Raw genomic sequence first — 21,553 nt, forward strand, 5'->3', positions numbered from 1 at the left:
CGTGAGTCACCGCCTCGTCCGCTGAGCCAATCGGGGGAAGACCGGCTTCGGGCGGCCCGGCCGGTCCAGCTGTTCCCGGAGACGCCGGGCGCCGTCCGGCAGGAACGGCCCCAACTCGGTGGCCAGCAGGCGGCAGACACCGGTCAGGGTGGCCAGCACCGCCTCCCCACCGCCCTTCCACGGCTGTTCCGCCTCGATCAGCCGGTTCGCCTCGTCGACCACCGAGCAGATCGCACCGGTGGCCGCCCGGAAGTCGAAGTCGTACAGGGCCCGGTCGATCCGCTCCGGCAGGTCCGTGCACCAGACGGGCGGCGGGCTCGCGGCGATCCCGCCCCGGGTCAGCGTCAGCGTGCGGCTGACCAGGTTGCCCAGGCCGTTGGCCAGATCGGTGTCGGAGTGGTGAATCAGGCGCTCGGCGGTGAAGTCGGACTCACCGAGCCGGGCCACGTCGCGGAGCAGCCACCAGCGGACCGCGTCCGTGCCGTACCGGTCGGTGAGCCCGGCCGGGTCGACCGCGTTGCCGGCGCTCTTGGCGATCTCGCCCCGTCCACGGTCAGGTAGTCGTGCACCAGCACCGTCGTGGGCAGCGGCAGCCCGGCCGAGAGCAGCAGGGCCGGCCAGTAGACGGCGTGGAATCGCACGATGCCCTTGCCGATCACGTGCGTACGCTCGCCCGCGCCGTCCCACCACCGCCGGTAGTCCGGGTCGCCGCCGCCGTAGCCGAGCGCCGTCACGTAGTTGGCCAGCGCGTCCCACCAGACGTAGACCACCTGGCCGGGGTCACCGGGCACCGGGATGGCCCAGCCGGCGGCGCGAGCGGCCGGGCGGGAGACGCTGAAATCGGTGAGCCCGGCCCGGACGAACGCCAGCACCTCGTTGCGCCGGGCGGCCGGCTCGATCCGGATCCGTCCGGACTCCAGGATCTCCAGCAACTGATCGGTGTACCGGGACAGGCGGAAGAACCAGTTCTCCTCGGCCACCGTCTCGGGTCGTACCCGGTGCTCGGGGCAGAGCCCGCCGGGCAGCTCCGGTTCGGCGTAGAACTGCTCGCAGCCGGGACAGTAGAGACCCTCGTAGCGGCGCCGGTAGAGGTCTCCGGCCGCCGCGCACTCCCGCCACAGCCGCTCGACGCCGGCCCGGTGCCGGGCGTCCGCGCTGGTGCGGATGAAGTCGTCGAAGGAGAGGGACAAGGGTCCGCGCAGGGCCGTGAAACGGGCCGAGTTGCGGTCGACGAACTCACGGACGTTCACCCCTGCGGCCCGGGCCGCGGTGACGTTCTTGAGCGCGTTGTCGTCGGTGCCGGTCAGGAAGCGTGCCGGGCGGCCCCGCAGCCGGGCATGCCGGGCCAGCACGTCGGCCTGCACCAGCTCCAGGGCGTGACCCAGATGCGGGGCGGCGTTCACGTACGGAATAGCGGTCGTCACGTAGAGAGAGTTCATGATCGTCTCCTGGGATGGCCCGGTCCGGGCGGGAGACGGCGAAACCAGGCCCGGCGGACAGGGCCTGGTCGCGTGAGTTGGTCAGCGCACGGCGAGGAGCCCCGGAACGGGGCCCGTCATCGACTCACGGTGCGGCTGCATGCGCTCATGGTAGAGCCGGGCCCGGGGGAGCGGAAACTCGTTTGGCGGCGGCGCCGGGAGCGTGGTCGGATGCCCGCATGACGGAACTCCCCAGCGGCTGGACCACCCGCCGGCCCACTCTCGACGACATTCCCGCGATCCTCGAGGTGGTGCACGCCAGCGACATCGCCGCGGTGGGTGAGCCCGATTTCACCAGCGACGAGGTCCGTGAGGAGCTCATCGCGCCGAACACGGATCTGAACAGGGACTCCTGGCTGGCCCTCGACCCGTCCGGCAAGATCGTCGCCTGGGCGTACCCGTACAACGGGACCGGCCGGGCCCGGGACATGGCCAACGTCTACTTCTGGCCGGAGATCGGCCTGCCCGCGCTGCGGCCGCTGCTCGCCATGCTGATGGCGCGGATCGCCGAGCGGGCCCGGGAGTTCGGCCACGAGGTCTACGAGGTCCGGTCCGGCGCCATCCCGGGTGAGGACCACCTGATCGCGGCGCTGACCGACGCCGGTTTCATCTTCCTCAAGCAGTTCGCCCGGATGCAGATGTCACTTGAGGGCTACTCCCCGGTCGCGCCCGAGCCGCCGGCCGGCGTCACGGTCCGCGCGGTGGACCCCGGTGACGAGGCCGAGATGCGCCGCTTCCACGCGGTCATCGAGGAGGCCTTCCGGGACTCCGATCACCCCGCGATGGGGTACGACGGCTGGCGCGCCCAGTTCGAGTCCGAGTCCTCGGTCTCGTTCGACGAGTGGCTCGTCGCCGAGGTGGGCGGGGAGATCGCCGGGGTGCTCCAGTCGGCCGACGGCAGCGGTGACACCGAGGAGGGCTACGTGAAGTACCTGGCCACCCTCCGTGGCTTCCGCAAGCGCGGGGTGGGCGAGGCGCTGCTGCGACGGGCTTTCGCCGTCTATGCCGCCAAGGGCCGCCCGAAGGCCGGGCTCGGCGTCGATCTGGCGAACCCGACCGACGCCGCGAGCCTCTACTTCAAGGTCGGCATGACCCCGCTCTACCGGGCCGATGTGTACCGGACCGAGATCAAGGCGGCCGCCTAGATCTCCGGAGAAGCCGTTCCGGTGGGCCGGCCGCGCAGATCGGCGACATAGTCGTCGGGCGCCCCGGCCTTCTCCGCCGCGTTGGCGATCTCCGACAGGTACCAGGCGGTCGGCAGACCACCCTCGTACCCGGCGAAGACGTAAACCCAGGCGGAGACCTCACCGTCGAGCGTCGATACACGCAGGGTGACCTTCTGGTACGCCCCGGCGGTCACGCCCTCGATCTCGTCCAGCTGTGACGCGTCCCACGCGTGGACGTCGTACACGGAGACGAAGACCCGGTCGCCGGGCGACTCGACTATCGTCGCCACCGCCCCCTCCCAGCCGATTTCTCCCTCACCGGCGAAGGTGAGGCGCCAGCCTTCGATCCACCCCACGCCGACCATCGGCGAGTGCGGACAGTAGGCCCGCATGCGGGCGGGATCCAGGTTCGAGCCATACGCGGCGTAGTGACGCACGGCGACGACGATAGTCCTAGCGGGCGGTGGTGAGAATATGAGGAGTGCGTGTCGGCACAACTGTTCGGCATTGGGTGCCGCTTTTGGAGGTCTTTAGTCGTGAGTCGGATCGTGATCATCGGTGGGGGACCGGGAGGGTACGAGGCGGCTCTGGTCGCGGCGCAGCTCGGCGCTGACGTCACTCTCGTCGAAGCTGAGGGGCCCGGTGGGGCCTGTGTGCTGACCGACTGTGTGCCGTCCAAGACGTTCATCGCCAGCTCGGAGGTGGTGACCGGGCTCCGCTACGAGGAGCGCTTCGGGATCCGGTCGTCCGGCCTGTCCGGGGTCACCGTCGACGCGAAGGCGGTCAACGAGCGGGTCAAGAAGCTGGCCCTCGCCCAATCCGGTGACATCCAGACCAAGCTGATCAAGGCCGGGGTGGACGTCGTCCGCGGTCGCGCCCGCCTCGGTGAGGACCGGCTCGGGCACACCCACCAGGTGCTGATCACCCCGGAGGGCGGGGAGACGTACGCGGTGGAGGCCACCACCGTGCTGCTGGCCACCGGCGCCACCCCGCGGGTGCTGTCGTCGGCCCGCCCGGACGGGCAGCGCATCCTCGACTGGCGGCAGGTGTGGGACCTCGAGGAGCTGCCCAGCCACCTGGTCGTGATCGGTTCCGGTGTGACCGGCGCCGAGTTCGCCAGCGCGTACCTGGCGATGGGTGTGAAGGTGACGCTCATCTCCAGCCGTGAGCGGGTCATGCCGCACGAGGACGCGGACGCCGCCATGGCGATCGAGCGGGTGTTCCGGGAGCGGGGCATGACGATCCTCAGCCAGTCCCGTGGCGACTCGGTGGTGAACACCGGCGACGGGGTCCTGGTCACCCTCTCCGACGGGCGCACCGTCGAGGCGTCACACGCCCTGATGGCGGTCGGCGCCATCCCCAACACGTCCGAGCTGGGCCTGCGCGAGTACGGCGTGGACGTCTCCGACGGCGGCTACGTGACCGTGGACCGCGTCTCCCGGACCAACGTGCCGGGCATCTACGCGGCCGGTGACTGCACCGGTGTGCTGCCGCTGGCCAGCGTCGCCGCCATGCAGGGCCGGATCGCGATCTGGCACGCCATGGGCGAGGCGGTCGCCCCGCTGCGTCTGCGGACCGTCTCGGCGAACGTCTTCACCGACCCCGAGCTGGCCACCGTCGGCGTCTCCCAGAACGAGGTGGACTCCGGCCGCTTCCCGGCCCGCCAGGTGATGCTGCCGCTCACCGGCAACGCCCGCGCCAAGATGGCCGGCCTCCAGGACGGGTTCGTCAAGCTGTTCTGCCGCCCGGCCACCGGCCAGATCGTCGGCGGCGTCGTGGTGTCACCCAAGGCCAGCGAGCTGATCCTGCCGATCACCATGGCGATCGAGAACAACCTGACCGTGGATCAGCTGGCCCACACCATCACGATCTATCCGTCGCTCTCCGGCTCGATCGCCGAGGCGGCGCGTCAGCTGATGCAGCACGAGATCCAGTAGCCGGCCCTTCGGCGGCCGCCTGATCGCGGCCGCCGAAGAGGGCCAGGATCCAGCCGGCCGTGCCGAAGATGAGCGCGGCTGTCGCGGCGACGGCGAACAGGCGCCACGCGGACTGGGTGATCGCGGTGCCGCCGAGATGCCCCACCAGCCCGCCGTAGCAGGCCCAGCTCAGCGCGGCCGCCACGTCGTACCCGATGAAGGACTTGATCGGGTAACCGGACCGGCCGGCGTGATAGCCGGACGCCATCCGGCCGCCCGGGACGAACCGGCAGAGCAGCACCACGAGCGGGCCGGGCCGCCGCAGGCCACGGGTGAAGCGGGCGGCGGCGCGCCGGGTCTTCGACTCGCTCTCCTCGTTGCGCGGCGCGAACCTGTCCCGCAAGGCGCTCAGCCGGGCGCCGGTCGACCGGCCCAGCACGAAGGCGATGAGATCACCGGTGAACATGCCGACCGCGCCGACCGCGACCACCGCGGCAAGATCGAGATCTCCGTAGACGGTGAGCGCTCCGGATGTGATCATGATGGCCTGGGTGGGAACCACCGGCACCAGCGCGTCGACCGCGAGAAACGCGAACAAGGCCAGGTAGGCCCACGCCGGTACCGCCAACATGGTCAGCATTTCGGTCATAGGTCGGGCCACCTCGCGGCTTTCAGGACTCCCGGCATTGTGCGTGAACCCGCCTGAGAGTGCGCTGTGTTCAGAACGCGCTCCCGCCGGGCACGGTCCGTCGTGATGCCGGACACGCTACGGCGAGAAGCCACCCTTGCGCGCCCGCTTTTCGCGGGTGGCCGATCCCCGGCGTACGGTGGGATCGGCCCCGCCGCACCACGGCGCGCGGCCGCGGGCCGTCGGTAGGTCCCGTATCGACGGCCCGCTCCGGGAAACCCCGGGCACCTCCATCCCGGGAAGCCCCGGGCCCCTCCAGAGAACGCCACAGGCGGCGAACCCGTGACGGCTAGTCGATCGCGCAGATCACCGTGCCGGCGGTCACCGTGGCGCCCGGCTCCACGGACAGGCCCGCCACCGTGCCGGCCTTGTGCGCCTGCAACGGCTGCTCCATCTTCATGGCCTCGATCACCACGATGGTGTCGCCCTCGGCCACCTCGTCACCGTTCTGCACGGCGACCTTCACGATGGTGCCCTGCATCGGCGCGGTCAGACTGCCGCCGCTGACCCGGGTCTGCGCGCCGCCGCCGCGGGGACGAGACGCACTGCGCTTGGGGGCCGCGGGCCCCGTACCGGAGAAAAGGGTCCTGGGGAGCCGCACCTCGATGCGCCGACCGCCCACCTCGACCACGACGGTCTCGCGCTCGCCCGCCTCCTCGGCCGGCGCGGCGGGCGTGGTGAACGGCTGCACCTCGTTGACCCACTCGGTCTCGATCCAGCGGGTGTGCACCGTGAACGGCTCGCCGGTGAACGCCTCGTCCCGCACCACCGCGCGATGGAACGGCAGCACCGTGGCGATCCCCTCGATCACCGTCTCGTCCAGCACCCGGCGGGCCCGCTCCAGCGCCTCGGCCCGGCTCGCGCCCGTCACGATGATCTTCGCGAGCATCGAGTCGAAGTTGCCGCCGATCACACCGCCCTGCTCGACCCCCGAATCGACCCGCACACCCGGCCCGGACGGCCAGGTCAGCGCGGTGACCGTGCCCGGCGCCGGCAGGAAGTTGCGACCCGCGTCCTCCCCGTTGATCCGGAACTCGATCGAATGGCCGCGCGGCGCCGGGTCCTCGGTGAACGGCAGCGGCTCGCCCGCCGCGATCCGGAACTGCTCGCGCACCAGGTCGATGCCGGTGGTCTCCTCGCTGACCGGGTGCTCCACCTGGAGCCGCGTGTTCACCTCCAGGAACGAGATCGTCCCGTCCTGGCCCACCAGATACTCCACCGTGCCGGCGCCGTGGTAGCCGGCCTCCCGGCAGATCGCCTTCGCGCTGTCGTGGATCTTCTTTCGCTGGTCATCGCTCAGGAACGGCGCCGGCGCCTCCTCGACCAGCTTCTGGTGACGGCGCTGCAACGAGCAGTCCCGGGTGCCGACCACCACCACGTTGCCGTGCGTGTCCGCCAGAACCTGCGCCTCCACGTGCCGGGGCCGGTCCAGGTAACGCTCCACGAAACACTCGCCACGACCGAAAGCGGCCACCGCCTCGCGGGTCGCGCTCTCGAACAGCGCCGGGATCTCCTCGATCGTGCGGGCGACCTTCAGCCCCCGGCCACCGCCGCCGAACGCCGCCTTGATGGCCACCGGCAGGCCGTGCTCCTGCGCGAACGCGACGATCTCGGCCGCGTCCGCGACCGGCTCGGGGGTGCCCGGCACCAGCGGCGCACCCGCACGCTGCGCGATGTGCCGCGCGGTCACCTTGTCACCCAGGTCACGGATCGACTCCGGTGAAGGACCGATCCAGATCAAACCCGCATCCAGTACGGCCTGCGCGAACTCGGCGTTCTCGGAGAGGAAGCCGTAGCCCGGGTGGATCGCGTCGGCCCCACTGCGGGCCGCGATCTCCAGAACCTTGTCGATGCGGAGATAGGTGTCCGCGGCGGTCTCACCGTCCAGCGCGAAGGCCTCGTCGGCCGCTCGCGTGTGTGGCGCGTCCCGGTCGCTGTCGGCGTAGATGGCGACGCTAGTGAGGCCGGCGTCCTTGCAGGCCCGGATTACCCGGAGGGCGATCTCGCCGCGATTGGCGATCAATATCTTCCGCACGGGGTAGAGCCTAACGGTTCCTCAGGTAGTTCCGCCGTGATCGATCTTCACTGTTCTGCAACGTTCCCGGGCTGTGGAAATCCGCCGCTAAGTTAGTCCCGATTCGTCTCGCGGGCCGGGCCTCGCCCACGGGCCGGCGCCGGTCCGATCGCTCCTGCTCTCGACCGTGCTCCTGCTCTCGACCGTGCTGCTGCTCTCGACCGCGCTCCTGCTCTCGACCGCGCGGCTGAGAGTGTCCGGTCGATCGTTCCGTGCGGGTGCCGTGCGTTGCTGAGCTTGGCTGGCTCGACCGTTTGGTGCGGGTGCCGCGTGCGGGTCAGCGACGCCAGAGCGAGGTGATCGGGACACCCATGTCGGCGAGGAGCCGGCGCAGCAGCGGCAACGACAGGCCGATCACGTTGCCCGGGTCGCCCTCGATGCGCTCCACGAAAGCCCCGCCCCGCCCGTCCAGCGTGAACGCGCCGGCCACGTGCAACGGCTCACCCGACGCGACATAGGCCTCGATCTCGGCGTCGCTCACATCGGCGAAATGCACCGTCGTCATGCCGACCGCCTCCGCCTGCAGGCCACTGACCAGCCCGGTCAGGTGATGCCCCGTGTGCAGCACCCCCGACTTGCCGCGCATCGCCAACCAGCGCTCGGCCGCCTCCGCGGCGTCGGCCGGCTTGCCCAGCACCTCACCCTCGAAGGCCAGCACCGAATCACACCCGAGCACGAGCGCCCCCGGATCGGCGGGCAGTGCGGCGGCGACCGTCCGCGCCTTCATCCGCGCCAGGGCGAGACTCGTCGAATAGGCGTCGTCAGCCTCGACGACACTTTCGTCCACACCGCTGACGACGACCTCGGCGTCGATCCCGGCCCCGGTCAGCAGCGCCCGCCGCGCGGGACTGGCCGAGGCGAGAACCAGGCGGTACACGATGTCGGTCTGCACGCTCTGCACGGGAAACGAGCCTACAAGCCGCAGGCGTGCAAAGTGTGCTCAGGCCCGGCGTTTCAGCGGCTATCTCGGACAAATGGCGCAGCTCAGTGCCCATTTCCCGCCGCGGCGCCGGTCACGGAGGGCCCGCGCCCGCGGGAGTTCGCGAACTATGCGGTCGGCTTCCGCAGCCGCCGCACCAAAAACGCGAGAAGCACGCCGAGGACGGCGATCCCACCCGCGACACCGGCGATGACCGGAAGGTTGGATTCCTCCGCTTCGGTCTCCGGAGCCGTGGAACTATCCACCGACGGCGCGGCCACCGAAGGCTGAGCCGACGCGGTCGCGGCCGTGCCCCCCTCAAGCGGCGGAACCTCGGCGGTCAGTGCCTTGACGACATTGAGCACCCCGTAGCCACACTGGTCATCCCGTCCGGGCGGCCCGTTGTCGTCAGCCGTGGCGGTGAGCCTGTGAATCACCTCGGCCGCCGAAAGATCGGGGAACTTCGCCCGCACCAGAGCAGCCGCCCCCGAAACAATCGCCGTAGCCTCCGACGTCCCGTCGGCCTTCTCGTATTTGTTGTTCTTTCCAGTTGTGGCGATATCAACGCCAGGTGCGCAAATTCGCACCTCGGGGCCGGTTAGGGAGAATTTGGCATGTTTGCCTTGCTTGTCGACTGCTCCCACGGCCAATACTTCAGGTAGTGCGGCGGGATAGCCGAGCCTGAGATTTTCCCAATCATTTCCAGTTCCTGCAACCACAACGGCGTCCGCGGCAACTGCAGCCGCAACTGCCTGGGTAATCGCCCGGGAGGTGCCTCCGGAGGTCGAGACGTTAATTACGTCGGCTCCCTCCTTAGCTGCCCATTCGATTCCGTCGGCGACGCCCTGTCCGTTGTCCTTCACGCCGATTGCTTTGACTGGGATTAGTCCTGCATCGGGTGCCACCCCGAGTATTCCATCATTCGTGCCGTGACCATGCCCGACTATTACTCCGGCCATTCGTGTGCCATGACCGTCTTTGTCTACTAAACCAGAGCCGTCTCCGCCGGGCACTGTATCGGTGCCCTTCCTGAGGTTTCTGGAAAAGTCGCGGTGAGGGAATACCCCGCTGTCGATGAGGGCAACCTTAATGTCCGCGCCCGTAGCGATTTTGTGTGCCTCGGCGAGATGGAGGTAAGGAATGTGCCACTGCAGGTTCCTCACCTCGTCGGCGTAGGCCGGATTGGCAGGGAAGGTAATTGAGGCTGAAGCGGCGGCGGTCGCAATGAGCGCCGCCGCTTTCGTCTTCCTATTTCTCACTCAGCGGCCGCCGATGGTGGGTCCCGGGTCGATGCGGTGTTCTGCGGAAGGCAGCAAGACGGGATCTACTCCCTCTGTTGTTTCCCACGGGTTGTCCGGGTCCCAGTTTTGGGAGCGTTCGTCGTCGCTTCTTCTTGACGAATCCCGGCGTCTAGAAGGAGCAGTTGCATCCTGCCCGATCAGGCCGCCGACTGGATTTATTCTTTGTGCGCCACGAGTGGAAGCGCCCAATTGGCCACCCCTACTCGGCGGCGAGCCGCCGATCCCTCCCATCGGGGAGCCCCCAATGATCCCTCCACTCGGGAGTGATCCGCCTCGCGTGACCGGGGTGGGCGGGGAGGTGCCGACAGGGCTGGTATTGACTGTCGGCACGCGGAGTGGGCCTGAGGAAGTCGGCATGCCCGGAGTGGGTACATATGGGTTCGGTGCACCAGTGTTGGGCCCGATGGGAGCGGTTGTTGTAGGCGGGATCGTCGTGGTCGGAGGCGGCTGAGTTTTCGTGCCGCCGAGAATGGGACCGTCCGGAGACGGTTTGGTGGTCCCCGGCTTGTCGGTGCCACCGCTCGGGCCAGTTGTGCCTTTGCCTGGAGTTGAAATCGAAGGCTTCGAAATCTTGGCCGGGGTAGATGGCCGAGGCGAGAAGGGAGGCGTCATCGTCGGGAGGTTTATGCCGGTGCCGCCCGTATTGATGTTATCTGAATTGCTGTCGATTCCAGACCAGGGTGAATACGGTTTGGGGGCTATGAAGTTGGACTGGGCGGCGGCCAACTCGGCCGAGAGGGACTGCATCGTGACGCGGGCCTGGGTGGTCAGGTCGTCCTGACGGCTGTACGGCACCGGCGGCGTCGTGGCGATCGGGTCCATGGTGGCCAGCGCCACCTCGTTCTTGGCCTTCTCGTACTCCTGGAGTTTGTCGCGGTTGGCCGCGTACTCCTTCTGGATGCCGGCGACCTTCTCCTTGGCCTGTTCGACCGCGTCGATGGTGGTCGTCAGGACACGCCAGTTGGTGTTGGAGGCGAGCCGGGTCTCCTCCAGGCTGATGATCAGCTGTTCGAGGCGTTCGATGTACGCGTACGCCGCCCGGCTCCTCTCCGGGGGCCAGGCCTCGGCCAACCGGTCGCGGTATGACCGGACCTGGGCCACGTGGTTCTCCAGGAGCGTGGCCGACTTGTGCCAGGCGTCGCCCATCTCCTGGTGCGGCGCGCTGTCGTGATCGCTGATCAGTTCCCACATGGCATCGACGCTCATGCCGTTCCAGCTGGTGCCGCTGGTGCCGCCGCCGGTATCGATCGCCATCACGCGCCTCCGGGGAACGGCTCCGAGGTTTCCCCGGTGCTATCGAACTGGGCTTCGACGTCGGCGACCTTGGCCCGGGAGAACGCGTCGGAGCCCCGGTACTGCTCGCTGATGCCGCTTGCGGCGCTGGCGAACTTGTACGTCCCGTCGGTGTAGCCGGCGACGTTCATCTGGGTGGCGATCTGCACCTGGTCGTGCCGGTACAGGAACAGGTGCAGCTCGTAGAACGGCGTGTCGGGCAGCTGTTTGATCATGGTGGTGCTCACCGCGTCCGCATATGGGGCGTAGTTCAGCTGGATGTCCTGCTTCAGCTTCGCCGCGAACTGTTCCATGGCGTTGATGTCCGCCTCGATGGCGCCGAAGTCGGTGTAGTCGACATTGCCCAACCACCCCGCGGAATCCCTGGCTTCGGACAACGTGCGTCCTCCCATCGATCGGCAGCTCGTGACCCAGAGAGGTTAGCGAATCACGAGCCGGGCTTCCGCCCCCTGTGGACGACGGTCAGCGGGGAAGTGCCGAGGTGCGCCAGTTCCGGGGCCGTCCGGCGGGGTGCGCTGATCGGATCCAGTCTGAGACGGGTTGGGGGGTAGTGCGAGAATTGACCGAAGTAGATCGAGATGTCAGGATGGCGACGAGCGCCGCCACCTCATGATCGTCTAAGCTTCCTCTTACGACGCTGACCAGCGGTTCCTCGTTCATCAGCCGAGCGTACGACGGGCCACCGGAGATCCGGTGACACGCATCCCACACTCGGCTGATCAATTCGCGGCCGCTCGACAGAACCAGGTATTTTCTGCGTGATGTCTTCTTCTCCCCCACTCGTTGTCGCTGATCGGTACCGGCTCGTCGCGCCGCTCGGTCAGGGCGGGATGGGACGTGTCTGGCGGGCGGCCGATGTCGTCCTGCACCGAGAAGTGGCGATCAAAGAGCTCGTGCCGCCGCCGGGGCTGACCCCGGCCGAGCGGCAGGAGATGCGTGAGCGCTCCCTTCGCGAGGCGCGCGCCATCGCCCGGCTCAACAACATCAACGTGGTGCGCGTCTTCGACGTGCTCAGCACGGATGCCGATCCCTGGATCGTGATGGAGTACGTGCCATCCCGATCGCTCCAGGACGCCCTGGCCGCCGACGGGCCGTTCAACCCGTTGCGCACCGCGGAGATCGGCCTCGGCGTGCTCAACGCGCTGCGCGCCGCCCACCGCAACGGGGTGATGCACCGGGACGTCAAACCGGGCAACGTCCTGCTCGGCGCCGACGGCCGCGTGGTGCTCACCGACTTCGGCCTGGCCACCGTGCCGGGCGACCCCAACGTGACCCGGACCGGCCTGGTGCTGGGCTCCCCGGCGTACATCGCTCCGGAGCGCGCCCGGGACGGCACGGCGGGCCCGGCGGCCGACCTGTGGTCGCTCGGCGCCACGCTGTTCGCCGCGGTGGAGGGGCAGTCGCCCTTCGCCCGCCCGTCGGCGATCGCCACGCTGGCCGCTCTGGCCACCGAGAACGTGCCGGTCTCGCGGAACGCCGGCCCGCTGAAGCCGGTGCTCAACGGGCTTCTGCGCAAGGATCCGGCGCACCGCATCAACGCGGAGGAGGCCGAGCGCCTGCTGAACCGGGCGGCCGGCCGCCGGTCGAAGATCACCTTCCCGATGAGCCCGACCATGCGCCGGCCCGGTGTGGGCCGGGAGCGGCCGTCGTTGCCGAGCGGTCCGGGTGGTCCGCCGGTTCTGCCCGGTTCCGGGTGGGGCACCGCCACCGGTTCGGCGCCGGTGGTGCCCAATCCGCGTCCACCGGTCGCCCAGCCGCCGGCCGCCGACGGCCGGCAGCCGCATCGTCCGGCGGGCCAGCCGCAGCATCCGGCGGCGCCTTTCGCGCAGGGCAAGGCCCAGGTCGGCGGCCAGGTCCCGCCGGTCGGCCGGGACGGCAAACCCCTCGAGGCCACGCGCCTCGACACGCCTCCGGTCCGCGACTCCTCTTCGGGTACGGCGCAGGCGCCCCCGACCGCACCGCAGGGCGGCCCGGCCGCCACCCCGTCGTCGGTGGCGAGCGGTTCCGCTCCCACCAACGCGCTGCGCACCGGTTTCACGGCCGCCGACGTGGCCGCCAACCGGCGTAAGCAGGCCGCCCCCGAGCACGAGCAGTCGTTGGCTCAGGCCACGGCCGGCTACCCGGTGGTGACCCCGCGCAAAGAGGCGCCCGCGGGCGAGCAGGCGGAGACGCCGGCCGTCGAGGCGCCGCCGGTGACCGAGGCCGAGGCGGCGGCGAAGACGGTGACCAGCACCGAGCCGGAGGCCGCCACCAGCGCTGACGCCGGTTCCGAGCCGGACGCCGCGACGAGCGCCGGGACAGCCGAGCCCGTCACTGCCGACGACACCGGATCGGAGTCGAAGGCGGCGTCCGAGGTGACGACCGAGGCGGACGCCGGGTCCGAGGAGCCGCCGGCCGAAGCAGGGGCGGCGATCGGCACCGAGGCGAAGGACGAGCCGGCCGCGGAAGCGGACACGCCCGCCGAGGCCGTCGAGGAGACGGTCACGGCCCCGCCCGTACCGGAAGAGAAGACGACGCTGCTGGCACCGGCCGCCGAGGCCGGCCCCGCGGTGGAGGAGATGACCTCGGTGCTGGCCGCGCCGGCCGAGGAGAAGACCACCATGCTGGCGCTGGACGACGACCGCACCTCGGTGGTCAACATCCCGCCGCGGCGGCGCCCGGTGACGGACGCCACCCGGGTCGGTGACCTGGCGACGGTGCCGGAGTTCGCCCGGCCGTCGCGCCCGGCGTGGACCCCGATGCAGTTGCGGCCGTCGGACCGCCGTACCGGTGGGGTGACGATCTTCGGAACCACCCTGACCCGCCGGCAGGCGGCGATCGGTCTCGGCATCGTGATGACGTTCGTGCTGCTCGTCGGCATCATCGTGGTGCAGGCGTTCGGCACGGACGGCGACGACAAGAAGGTCTCGCAGGCCGGTGCGTCGGCCGCCGTGCAGCAGTCCGGCGGCAAGCAGTCGCCGGACAAGCCGAGCACGCCCGCGAGTCAGACGCCGTCGACTTCGCCGACCGCCGCCGGGCTTCCGGAGGGCTGGCGCCTCTACCGGGGTTCCGGTTACGCCCTTCCGGTTCCGGACAACGCCCGCAACGAGGGTGGCGCTGTCGGCGGTGGGCGCACCTTCGGGTGGGGCAAGAGTCGGCAGATCCGCCTCGACATCGTCGACAGCGGCATGGACCCGATGGAGTACCACGCGCAGGACAACACCGGCGGGTACGACGAGGTCGGCCCGACCAGGGTCGAGTTCAAGGGGTACGAGGCGGCTGACAAGGAGTACTTTCGCTCGATCAGCAGCGGCCCCCAGCACGTGGTGCGGCGGGTGATCCGGGTCGGGGACAAGATGTACGTGCTGACCTGGTACACCGAGGACCAGGACTGGGAGAAGGCGAAGTCCGACCTGCAGAGCATCTACGAGGGGTTCGAGCCTCGTAAGTGACCTCCGTCATGCGTGATTCCCGGGTGGCTGGGTAGTTATCCACGATCACGGATGGAGGTGGATCATGAACTGTCGACGGCACGGCGGTAAGCCCACGATCGCACTGTGGATGCTGGTCGCGGTGGCTGACGTCGCGATCCTGGCGTCCACCGGGCTGCTGGCGATCCTGCTGGTCCTGACCGCTCTCGCGGTGGTCACCGGAGTCGGCGTGGTCGCTGCCCGATCCCTGGGCCGGCCCGATCCGGAGCCTGCGAAGGTCGTGGTGCGCCGCCGTTCGTAGCGGGATCGGCTACAGTCCCCGGCGTGTTGTCGATCGACGGTGTGACTGACCTGTGGGACCAGCTGTTCAGTGCGCAGCCCGACCCGCCCGGGATGCTGGTGCTGCTCACGGCGCTGGCCGGGTTCCTCGCGGTGGCGATCCGCCCGGTGTGGCGGGTGGCCCGCAACGCCGTCACGATCGCCCACGAGGGCGGGCACGCGCTGTTCGCCCTGGTGACCGGGCGCAAGCTGCGGGGCATCCGGCTGGAGTTCGACACGTCCGGGCTCACCCTGTCGGCCGGCCGCCCGACCGGGTTCGGCATGATCCTCACCCTGCTCGGCGGCTACATCGCGCCGTCGCTGGTGGGTCTGCTGGGCGCGTGGCTGCTCGGCGGCAACCGGATCACGCTGCTGCTCTGGCTCGCGGTGGCCCTGCTGCTGCTCATGCTGATCAACATCAGGAACCTGTTCGGCGTGATCTCGCTGCTGGTGACGGGCGCGATCGTGTTCGCCGTCTCCTGGTACGCCGAACCCGACGTGCAGGCGGCCTTCGCGTACGCCGGGGTGTGGTTCCTGCTCTTCGGCGGGATCCGCCCGGTCTTCGAGCTGCAGAACCTGCGCAGCCGGGGCCGGATGCGTGACTCCGACCCCGACCAGCTGGCCCGGCTCACCCACCTGCCGGCCCTGTTCTGGGTGACCGTGTTCCTGGCGGTGAACGTGGCGGCCCTGCTGGCCGGCGCCTTCCTGCTCGCCGGCCAGTGGCTGAGCTAGCTGGCTTCGCTTCGCTCCGCGGCGATTCGCCTTGTAACCGGTGAGATGGCAGGCGATTTTCTGCCGTCCGCAAACCCCACGGACGTCGAAAAATCGCGTGCCATCTCACCGGCGGCGAATCGCGGGTTCACAGATGGCTACAACGGGATGTTGCCGTGTTTCTTCGGGGGCAGGGACTCGCGCTTGGTGCGCAGCATCCGCAGCGACCGGACGATCTGGGTCCGGGTCTGCGACGGCTGGATGACCGCGTCCACGTACCCCCGTTCGGCGGCGATGTACGGATTGGCGAGCGTGTCCTCGTACTCCTGGATGAGCTCGGCCCGGCGCTGAACCGGATCCTTCGCGGCGGCCAGCTCCGCCCGGTAGAGGATGTTGACCGCGCCCTGGGCGCCCATCACCGCGATCTGCGCGGTCGGCCAGGCGAAGTTGACGTCGGCCCCGACGTGCTTGGACCCCATCACGTCGTACGCCCCGCCGTACGCCTTCCGCGTGATCACGGTGACCTTGGGCACAGTGGCCTCGGCGTACGCGTAGATGAGTTTCGCCCCACGCCGGATGATGCCGTCCCACTCCTGTCCGGTGCCGGGCAGGAAGCCGGGGACGTCCACGAAGGTGAGCACCGGGATGTTGAACGCGTCACAGGTGCGCACGAAGCGGGCGGCCTTCTCGGACGCGGCGATGTCGAGCGTCCCGGCGAGGCTCATCGGCTGGTTGGCGACCACGCCGACGGGCCGTCCCTCGACACGCCCGAAGCCGATCACGATGTTCTGCGCGTAGAGCGGCTGGACCTCGAGGAACTCGTCGACCACGGTCTCGATGACGGTCTTGATGTCGTACGGCTGGTTCGGCGAGTCCGGGATGAGGGTGTCCAGCGCCCGGTCCCGCTCGGACAGCTCCAGGTCGGCCGGCTCCTCGTAGACCGCCGGCTCGTCCAGGTTGTTGCTGGGCAGGTAGGAGATCAGGGCCCGGACGTACTCGATCGCGTCCTCCTCGTCGCTGGCGAGGTAGTGCGCGTTGCCGCTGCGGGTGTTGTGGGTACGTGCCCCGCCCAGCTCCTCCATGCCGACCTCTTCACCGGTGACCGTCTTGATGACGTCGGGTCCGGTGATGAACATGTGCGACGTCTGGTCGACCATGACGGTGAAGTCGGTGATGGCCGGGGAGTAGACGGCGCCGCCCGCGCAGGGGCCCATGATCAGTGAGATCTGCGGGATGACGCCGCTGGCTCGTACGTTGCGGAAGAAGATGTCGGCGTAGAGGCCGAGCGCCACCACGCCCTCCTGGATCCGGGCGCCGCCGGAGTCGTTGATCCCGATGATCGGGCAGCCGATCTTCATGGCCAGGTCGAGGACCTTGACGATCTTCTCGCCGAAGACCTCGCCGAGGGATCCGCCGAAGACCGTGAAGTCCTGCGAGAAGACGCACACCTGCCGGCCGTCGATGGTGCCGTGGCCGGTGACCACGCCGTCGCCGTACGGCCGGTTGCGGTCCAGGCCGAAGGCGGTGGACCGGTGCCGGGCCAACTCGTCGAGCTCCACGAAGGAGCCCTTGTCGAGCAGCAGCTCGATGCGTTCCCGCGCGGTCTTCTTGCCGCGGGAGTGCTGTTTCTCGATGGCCCGCGCGGAGCCCGCGTGCACGGCCTCCTCGGTTCGGCGGGTCAGATCGGCGAGCTTGCCGGCGGTGGTGTGGATGTCGGGCTCTGTCGTCACGAAGGTCTCCACCCTCTGAGCGCTCGTTAAGGCAACGATCAGCATCGTAACCAGATCCCGTCGCACGCGGAGGGCGTCGCTACGCGTGCGTTTCATACCCAATGCCCCATTCGTTACGACTGGCGTGACGAACTGGATGACCGCGGCCGGGCTCGCCTTCATCGCAGGCGGCCTCGCCACACTGATCAGCTTCCGCACCGTGCTCTTCGGCGGCGAGGCTCGTCGGGCGAACCGGGCCGGCTCATCCGCTCGCCGCCGGCGCTCGGAATCCACCGTGAGGTCCACACCCGGACCTCGCTCCGCGGTCGACGCCGGTCCGGTAGCGGGCGGGGAGCCCCGGTTCGGCCGCCGTCGCAGGCTGGCGGCCGCCTTCAGCGGACAGCCGGCCGAGCCGGACGCACTCCCGAGCGGGCCGGCCTCGAGCGGACTGGCCTCCATCGGGCTGGCCGACGAGGAGGACGAGGATGCCCACCGCCGGATCGGCTTTGCCGACCACGACCCCGGAGAGGAGGAGGACCTCGGCGAGCTGGGGCCGCTGTTCTTCGACGAGGAGGAACGGCTCGGCTACGAGGACGGCTATCTCGAGGACGATTTCTGGCCGGCCCGCCGCCGGCGGGAGCCGGAACCGGACGGCCCGGCCTGGGCGCGGCGAGACGCCGAGAACCCCACGGGGTACGCGGGACGCTATGCCGAACCGGACGACGAGAAGCCGGTGCCGGACTGGGACTGGCCCCGCTGGTCCGACGTCGACGACCGCCCGCCGGCCGGCGACTACTGGACCCCGGTGCCCGACGACCTCTACCCGTCCCAGAGTTTCGACCGGCTGCCACCGGTGCCGTCCTACGAGCCGGCCACCGGATTCGACCTGCCGGTGGTGCCCGCCGAGCCGGAGTGGCCCCCGCACGAGCAGCGGGCCCGGCAGCCCCGATCCTGGGCGGACCGTGACGACCAGCGGGATGGGGAGTCCCGGCCCAGTCCGCGGCCCCGTCCGTACGTCAGCCGCCACTCCGCGCGTCCACCGGCTTAAGCTGCCGGAGTGGCCTACACCGAGCTCGACCGCCCGCCCCTGTCCGTCCGGGCGCTGACCCGCGCCCTGGTGGTGCCCGGCGGGCTGTGGTCGCGGCTCGAGATCCCGGAGGAGACCGGCTCGACGAACGCCGACGTGGCCGCCGCCGCCCGGACCGGAGAACCGGAGGGCCTGGTCGTGGTGGCCGAGAGCCAGGTCTCCGGGCGCGGCCGCCGGGACCGGCAGTGGACCTCGCCGCCCCGGGCCGGGCTCACGCTGAGCGTGCTGCTGCGGCCCGGTCCGTCGGTGCCGGCCGCCTCCTTCGGCTGGCTGCCGCTGATGGCCGGGGTGGCGCTGGCCGAGGCGGTGACCCGGGTGGCCGGTGTGGAGGCCGCCCTGAAATGGCCCAACGACCTGCTGGTCGGCGAGCGCAAATGCGCCGGGATCCTGGCCGAGGTGTCCGGTGACGCCGTGGTGATCGGGATCGGGCTGAACGTCAGCACCCGGGCCGAGGAGCTGCCGGCCACCACCGGCGCCGAGGCCACCTCGCTGCGGGTCGCCGGCGCGGAGAACACCGACCGCGATCCCCTGCTGCGGGCACTGCTACGTGGCCTGGAGCGCTGGTACACCGGCTGGCGCGAGGCGGGCGGTGACGCCGAGATGTGCGGGCTGACGGGGGAGTACCAGCGGGTCTGCGCGACCCTGGGCCGCCGGGTGCGGGTGCTGCTGCCCGGCGGTGACGAGCGGTCCGGGGAGGCGGTCTCGGTGGACGCCGACGGGCAACTGGTGATCCGTACGGTGGAAGGGCTTGACTTCTCCGTCTCGGCCGGGGACGTCCTGCACGTACGCTGAACGCGTGGCGTTCCCGGAAGACGTGCTCGCGGACGAGGAGGAGATAGTTCTCCACCTGCGTCCGCATTGGAAGGCTGCGGTCGCCCCGGTCCTGATCCTGGCGCTGACCCTGACCGGCCTGGTCCTGGGCTGGGTGAAGCTGCCGGGGACCGAGGCGGGCCGGATCGGCCTGCTGCTGGTGGCCGCGATCATGCTCTACTACGCGGTCCGCTACGGCGTCCTGCCGCTGCTGGAGTGGCACGCCACCCGCTACGTGCTGACCACCGAGCGGATCCTGCTCCAGCGCGGCCTGTTCACCCGGGAGCGGCGGGACCTGCCGCTGAACCGGATCAACGATCACGCCCTGACCCAGTCGCTGCTGGACCGGCTGCTCGGCAGCGGCACCCTCACCGTCGACTCGATCGGCGAGCAGAACGTGGTGCTGGCCGGGGCGCCGGCCGCCGAACTGGTGCAGAGCACCCTCTACGAGCTGATCGAGCTGGCCCCGGCCGGCGAGCCCGAGGAGGAGGAGGTCGGCTAGCGCAGGTCGAGGCTGGCGACGCTGCCCGGCTCGTCCACCGCGCTCAGCTCGGCGAGGCCGGCGGTCGCGTCCAGGTCGGCGATGGCGCCCTCGTGGCCGTCGACCGGCGGCTTGAGGAAGACGAACGTCCGGTACGCCCAGAAGCGGAACAGTGTCGCGAGCCCGATCCCGAACGTGGTGAGCGCCAGCAGCGCCATCTTGTCGTCGTGCTCGGAGAAGCCGAACCCGTACTTGCCCAGGTAGGTGAGGCCGGACTGGATCAGCATGCCGATCAGGTTGAACCCGAAGAACAGCGTGTACTCACGGCGCAGCGCGGTCCGGGTGTGGTGTCGGTACGTCCAGTAACGGTTCGCCACGTACGCCAGGGTGGTCGTGATGACCGTCGCCAGAACGCTCGCCTTCACCGGGCCGATCGGCATCGACACGTAGTAGATCGCGAGGTACAGAAGCGTGTTGCCGGCCCCGATGATGCCGAAGGCGATGGCTTCGGGTGCGAGACGGCGGAGGCGTTCCGTCAGCGTGCTGGCTGAGGGCATTGGGCAACCTTAAGGGAACGGGGGTGATTACGCCGAGTCACTGTGAGGAGGGCGACGGCGTCGCAGCGGGCACCGGGGCGGCAGCGGCCCGGAAGACGAAACGGCGGTAGGACCAGAAGCGGAACAGTGTCCCGAGGGCGGTCCCGATCATCACGCCGGAGATGTTGTCGGCGAACGGGCTGCGCAGCGCGGGCCAGATCTGGCCGAGGCCGTAGTGGCTGATCCCGAGGCAGGCCAGGGCGATGCCGAGGCCGATGGCGTTCAGCACGAAGAAGGTCGTGTACTGGCGGGCCATGTTGGTGTGGTCGCCGTCCCGCCAGGTCCAGAACCGGTTGCCCAGGAAGGCGATGGTCGTGGCGATCACGGTGGAGGTGGCCTTCGCGGTGAGCGTTTCGGCGCCGGCCCGCAGCAACAGGTTGTAGAGCACGAAGTCGACGGTGAACGCGAAACCGCCCACCAGGCCGAACTTGCCCAGCTCAGGGATGAGTGCCTTGATTCGGGTGCGCAGGCCACTCGCCTGCGGGGAATTCGGGGGCACGGATCCGAGGGTACCGGCGCGGGTCACGGATCGCTGTCCCCGTTGCCGGGTCTTAACCGGACGTCCCGGCGGGGTGACGCTGTCGGTACGGAGGGTTACGGAAGCCGTCGACCTCGCGGATCTCGGCGAGCCGGTTGCGGCAGTCCGCGCACCACCCGAGATGGGTACGCATCCGGTGGGCGTCGCGCGGGGCCAGCCGGCCGCGCACCTGGCCGCCCAGCCGCTCGCCCGCCCACCGGCACTCCGGGTGATCGGCCGCGGTCACGTGCTGCTGGAGATAGAGGCTGCGCAGACCCTCCCGGGCGCGGTGGGCAAGCACCGCCACCGCGTTCGGGGTCAGGCCCATCCGCGGGGCCAGTTCGGCCGGGGTGCTGCCCTCCACCTCGGTCTGCCACAGCACGTCCCGCCAGCGGGGCGGCAGTTGCCGGAACGCGGCGGCGGCGAAACTGCGCTCCAGGCGGTCCAGGGCCGGGTCGGTGAACGGTTCGCACGCGTCGTACCGGGTCAGGTCGTCGGTGAACTCCAGCCGGCGGTCCACCCGGGCCCGCCGGTAGGAGAGGTGCCGCATGGTGGTGTGCAGGTAGGCGCGGAAGGCGACCAGTGGCCCCCGCCCGGCCCGGAGCGTGGCGAACACGTTCACGAACGTCTCGGCGACCAGGTCGTCGACGTCCGCCGGATCGCTCACCAGACCGAAGGCGAACCTGCGGGCTGCCGCTTGGTGCCGCTGATAGAGCGTCCCGTACGCGGCCGTGTCACCGGTCCGGACCGCTCCGAGCAGATCGGTGTCCGAGTCCGCGCCGTCACCCGGCATCGTCATTCCGCCTCCTGTGGCCGGAACTGCGAGGAAAGCCCGATTAGGTGAAAGTCTAAGGTGCTAAGTCCGTTTTGTGAAAGTTGTCGCGAGAACGGTGTGGCTCAAGCGGCCTTGCAAGCTCGTGCACTTTCCGGCGAAGAATCGATCGTTTACGCGCACAGCAGCCAAAGAATGTGCGGTTGTCCACAGGTGAAGCCGATGAACTCAACGCGCTGTCGGGCTTACGCTGACGTAACTCCCATGAAGACGGCCGGATCCCGGCTGTTTCGTCATAGGTCAGTGC

20 protein-coding genes and 2 pseudogenes are annotated in these 21,553 nt (G+C 69.7%); 8 read left to right on the forward strand and 14 right to left on the reverse strand.

Annotated elements, in window-relative coordinates; translation table 11 throughout:
- Positions 1-6 precede the first annotated feature (6 nt).
- A complete protein-coding gene (locus tag KZ829_RS43820) occupies positions 7-690 on the reverse strand; it encodes a class I tRNA ligase family protein (protein ID WP_308285347.1) in 684 nt (227 codons plus the stop codon).
- Positions 600-1,439 (reverse strand): annotated as a pseudogene (locus KZ829_RS43825) (methionine--tRNA ligase); the annotation flags it as partial. The pseudogene KZ829_RS43825 and the gene KZ829_RS43820, both read right to left, overlap by 91 nt.
- Positions 1,440-1,657: 218 nt before the next feature.
- Here KZ829_RS43825 and KZ829_RS05275 point away from each other — a divergent pair.
- A complete protein-coding gene (locus tag KZ829_RS05275) occupies positions 1,658-2,623 on the forward strand; it encodes a GNAT family N-acetyltransferase (protein ID WP_220142692.1) in 966 nt (321 codons plus the stop codon).
- Here the strand turns inward: KZ829_RS05275 and KZ829_RS05280 are convergent.
- Complete coding sequence (locus KZ829_RS05280) at positions 2,620-3,081, reverse strand: gamma-glutamylcyclotransferase (RefSeq protein ID WP_183222647.1); 462 nt, start codon at positions 3,079-3,081, stop codon at positions 2,620-2,622. The genes KZ829_RS05275 and KZ829_RS05280 overlap by 4 nt on opposite strands.
- Before the next feature lie 99 nt (positions 3,082-3,180).
- Between KZ829_RS05280 and KZ829_RS05285 the strand changes: the two genes are divergently transcribed.
- A complete protein-coding gene (locus tag KZ829_RS05285) occupies positions 3,181-4,581 on the forward strand; it encodes an NAD(P)H-quinone dehydrogenase (RefSeq protein WP_220142693.1) in 1,401 nt (466 codons plus the stop codon).
- On the opposite strand, the gene KZ829_RS05290 is transcribed toward KZ829_RS05285, so the two are convergent.
- The 7 genes from KZ829_RS05290 to KZ829_RS05320 all read right to left on the reverse strand — a co-directional run bounded on the left by KZ829_RS05290 (position 4,508) and on the right by KZ829_RS05320 (position 11,495).
- Positions 4,508-5,209: a DedA family protein gene (locus tag KZ829_RS05290; RefSeq protein WP_220142694.1), complete on the reverse strand. Its 702-nt coding sequence runs from the start codon at positions 5,207-5,209 to the stop codon at positions 4,508-4,510. The genes KZ829_RS05285 and KZ829_RS05290 overlap by 74 nt on opposite strands.
- A 328-nt stretch (positions 5,210-5,537) precedes the next feature.
- Positions 5,538-7,283 carry an acetyl/propionyl/methylcrotonyl-CoA carboxylase subunit alpha gene (locus tag KZ829_RS05295; RefSeq protein WP_220142695.1) on the reverse strand — a complete coding sequence of 582 codons (1,746 nt, stop codon included), beginning with the start codon at positions 7,281-7,283 and terminating at the stop codon, positions 5,538-5,540.
- A 316-nt stretch (positions 7,284-7,599) separates the two neighbouring features.
- Entirely contained in the window at positions 7,600-8,214 is a 615-nt protein-coding gene (locus KZ829_RS05300; RefSeq protein WP_220142890.1) for a Maf family protein, read from the reverse strand.
- A gap of 155 nt (positions 8,215-8,369) precedes the next feature.
- On the reverse strand, positions 8,370-9,500 hold the full coding sequence (locus KZ829_RS05305) for a S8 family serine peptidase (protein WP_220142696.1): 1,131 nt from the start codon (positions 9,498-9,500) through the stop codon (positions 8,370-8,372).
- Positions 9,501-10,796 (reverse strand): HlyD family secretion protein, encoded by a 1,296-nt coding sequence (locus KZ829_RS05310; RefSeq protein WP_220142697.1) that lies wholly within the window; start codon positions 10,794-10,796, stop codon positions 9,501-9,503.
- Positions 10,796-11,182 carry a hypothetical protein gene (locus tag KZ829_RS05315; protein ID WP_220142698.1) on the reverse strand — a complete coding sequence of 129 codons (387 nt, stop codon included), beginning with the start codon at positions 11,180-11,182 and terminating at the stop codon, positions 10,796-10,798. Before KZ829_RS05315 ends, KZ829_RS05310 begins: the two co-directional genes overlap by 1 nt.
- Positions 11,183-11,297: 115 nt before the next feature.
- Positions 11,298-11,495, reverse strand: coding sequence for an acyl-CoA carboxylase subunit epsilon (locus KZ829_RS05320; protein ID WP_229806597.1), 198 nt, complete (start codon positions 11,493-11,495; stop codon positions 11,298-11,300).
- Positions 11,496-11,596: 101 nt separating this feature from the next.
- Between KZ829_RS05320 and KZ829_RS44805 the strand changes: the two are divergent.
- The 3 genes and pseudogenes from KZ829_RS44805 to KZ829_RS05335 all read left to right on the forward strand — a co-directional run.
- A pseudogene (locus KZ829_RS44805) lies at positions 11,597-12,664 on the forward strand (serine/threonine-protein kinase); the annotation flags it as partial.
- Positions 12,665-14,330: 1,666 nt separating this feature from the next.
- Entirely contained in the window at positions 14,331-14,546 is a 216-nt protein-coding gene (locus KZ829_RS05330; protein WP_220142699.1) for a hypothetical protein, read from the forward strand.
- Positions 14,547-14,569: 23 nt separating this feature from the next.
- Positions 14,570-15,295 (forward strand): M50 family metallopeptidase, encoded by a 726-nt coding sequence (locus KZ829_RS05335; RefSeq protein ID WP_220142700.1) that lies wholly within the window; start codon positions 14,570-14,572, stop codon positions 15,293-15,295.
- A gap of 137 nt (positions 15,296-15,432) precedes the next feature.
- On the opposite strand, the gene KZ829_RS05340 is transcribed toward KZ829_RS05335, so the two are convergent.
- Complete coding sequence (locus tag KZ829_RS05340) at positions 15,433-17,004, reverse strand: acyl-CoA carboxylase subunit beta (RefSeq protein ID WP_220142701.1); 1,572 nt, start codon at positions 17,002-17,004, stop codon at positions 15,433-15,435.
- Positions 17,005-17,128: 124 nt separating this feature from the next.
- Between KZ829_RS05340 and KZ829_RS05345 the strand changes: the two genes are divergently transcribed.
- The 3 genes from KZ829_RS05345 to KZ829_RS05355 are packed head-to-tail and all read left to right on the forward strand — an operon-like array spanning position 17,129 to position 19,382.
- Entirely contained in the window at positions 17,129-18,031 is a 903-nt protein-coding gene (locus KZ829_RS05345) for a hypothetical protein (protein ID WP_220142702.1), read from the forward strand.
- A 9-nt stretch (positions 18,032-18,040) separates the two neighbouring features.
- Positions 18,041-18,862 carry a biotin--[acetyl-CoA-carboxylase] ligase gene (locus KZ829_RS05350; protein ID WP_220142703.1) on the forward strand — a complete coding sequence of 274 codons (822 nt, stop codon included), beginning with the start codon at positions 18,041-18,043 and terminating at the stop codon, positions 18,860-18,862.
- 4 nt (positions 18,863-18,866) lie between these two features.
- Entirely contained in the window at positions 18,867-19,382 is a 516-nt protein-coding gene (locus tag KZ829_RS05355) for a PH domain-containing protein (RefSeq protein ID WP_220142704.1), read from the forward strand.
- Here KZ829_RS05355 and KZ829_RS05360 read toward each other — a convergent pair.
- The 3 genes from KZ829_RS05360 to KZ829_RS43830 are packed head-to-tail and all read right to left on the reverse strand — an operon-like array spanning position 19,379 to position 21,273.
- Complete coding sequence (locus tag KZ829_RS05360) at positions 19,379-19,918, reverse strand: GtrA family protein (RefSeq protein WP_183222660.1); 540 nt, start codon at positions 19,916-19,918, stop codon at positions 19,379-19,381. The genes KZ829_RS05355 and KZ829_RS05360 overlap by 4 nt on opposite strands.
- Before the next feature lie 37 nt (positions 19,919-19,955).
- The gene (locus tag KZ829_RS05365) at positions 19,956-20,456 is read right to left on the reverse strand and encodes a GtrA family protein (protein WP_308285348.1); all 501 of its coding nucleotides are present in this window, start codon (positions 20,454-20,456) and stop codon (positions 19,956-19,958) included.
- 52 nt (positions 20,457-20,508) lie between these two features.
- On the reverse strand, positions 20,509-21,273 hold the full coding sequence (locus KZ829_RS43830) for a sigma-70 family RNA polymerase sigma factor (protein ID WP_220142706.1): 765 nt from the start codon (positions 21,271-21,273) through the stop codon (positions 20,509-20,511).
- Positions 21,274-21,553 lie beyond the last annotated feature (280 nt).

The organism is Actinoplanes hulinensis, from assembly GCF_019429605.1.
GTDB lineage: Bacteria > Actinomycetota > Actinomycetes > Mycobacteriales > Micromonosporaceae > Actinoplanes > Actinoplanes campanulatus.